The following is a 1,598-nucleotide window of genomic DNA, read 5'->3' as shown; positions in this document are numbered from 1 at the left end:
GGTCGCCTTGCTGCACGTAGATATGGCCGGCCTGAAGTTCGCCGACCAGTTCCTGGAATATGTAGTCCAGGTCCTGTCGCGTCGCTGCATGCGCAACCAAGGGCTGGTAGCGGGCCCGGATTGTATTCCAGCGTTCGATGCCGCCATGCATGCCCGGATCGTAAAACCAGTCACGCAGGATGCGCCAACCATCGGTGAACTCCTGATTCCATTCACGCTGCGGATCGATCAGCAGCTTCATGGCCGACAGGTCGAGCGCGTTCTTGGCGGGATCCTGATCCGCCTTGGTATCCAGCAACGCGAACTTGTCTTCGAACTGGACCAGCACCTGCTTGCCGTTCGCCGCCAGCGCATAGTCCGAGAGTCCTTTTGCGATCACGACATCCTTGTCGGCATCGAGGTCGAGCATTCGCAATTCGAACTTGCCATCATCGCGCCCGCCCGGTGAAGCGGCAAAGAAGACGGCATCGGCACTGGCCTGGAGCTTGCGATAATTTCCGTTGCCCGCCTTGAGCACCTGCTCGCGCCCGCTCATGCCCTTGGTGTCGATCTTCAACCGCTTGGTCGACGCGTCCTTGTCGGACTTGTCAGCATCCTTCGCATCGGCGTCTTCCTGATCCCGGTAAAAATACGGACCATCGGCACTGAGGCTGACTGCGTAGACACGCGTGGCATCGGCATAGAGGTAATTCATTTCGTAGGCGCTGAATTGCAGCTGGTAATCCCGATCGGACAGGAAGTAGAGCCAGCGACCTTCCGGATCGAACGCGGGACTGAATGCACTGGAGGTATCGGCCGTGACCGGCGTTTTCGAACCGTCCGCAAGGGAATACAGCCAGACTCGCGCCAGTCCGCCACTGTTGCGCAAGGTGTAAGCCAGCCACTGCCCATCGGGTGACCACACATACTCGGTGATGTCCTCGGCGCGACCGTTGTCCACATCGCGTGTAGTGCCGCTGTCGACGTTGACGATGCGCAGCCGCTGCTTCTTGTCGGCGTAGGCGATATGGCGACCATCCGGCGAATACACCGGCGGGAAACGCCAGACATCGCCATCCCGGGTCAGGCGCTTCGGCGCACCGCCTGCCAGAGACTGAAGATAGAGCTCGTACTCGCCGCTGGCGTCGGACAGGAACGCGATCGAGTTGCCATCGGGGGCCATGGTCAGGCCCAGTTCTCGCGCATCCGGTGTCCGTGAAAGATTGCGGATTTCCGGATCCTTTCCGCTGTAGCGAAACACCTCGCCGCGTGCTGCGAAGGCGATGGTTCCGGCGTCCTCGTCAAGATCGAAGGATTCGACATTGGCTGCGACGTTCTTCCATGTCGGCAGGGTTTGCGGAAAATCTCCGGTCACCCGAATCGGCACTTCGCTGGCCTTCGATGTCTTCGGATCGAAGCGCCAGATGGCGCCACCGTTCTCGAACACGATGGCGTCCTTGCCGGCGCTGGGCCAGAGCACATCGAAATCGGTGAACCCGGTGACCTGGCGCGGCTCGCCGCCTTCGGGCGAAATCGCGAACAGGTTCATCGTGTAATTGCGATCGGAGGTGAAATAAATCGTGTCGCCGACCCAGGTGGGCTGATTGTCGGTGCCCGGA

1 protein-coding gene is annotated in these 1,598 nt (G+C 60.4%); it reads right to left on the bottom strand.

All coding sequences use genetic code 11. The features are described 5' to 3' along the window. Positions 1-1,598: S41 family peptidase (locus WBP53_RS14245; protein WP_423930045.1), on the bottom strand; the 1,598-nt coding region annotated here is incomplete at both ends.

Origin of the sequence: Dokdonella sp. (assembly GCF_049593775.1) — a bacterium.
Classification (GTDB): domain Bacteria; phylum Pseudomonadota; class Gammaproteobacteria; order Xanthomonadales; family Rhodanobacteraceae; genus Dokdonella.
Note: the sequence above shows the minus strand (reverse complement) of the source record. Positions and strands in the feature narration are given on the sequence as shown.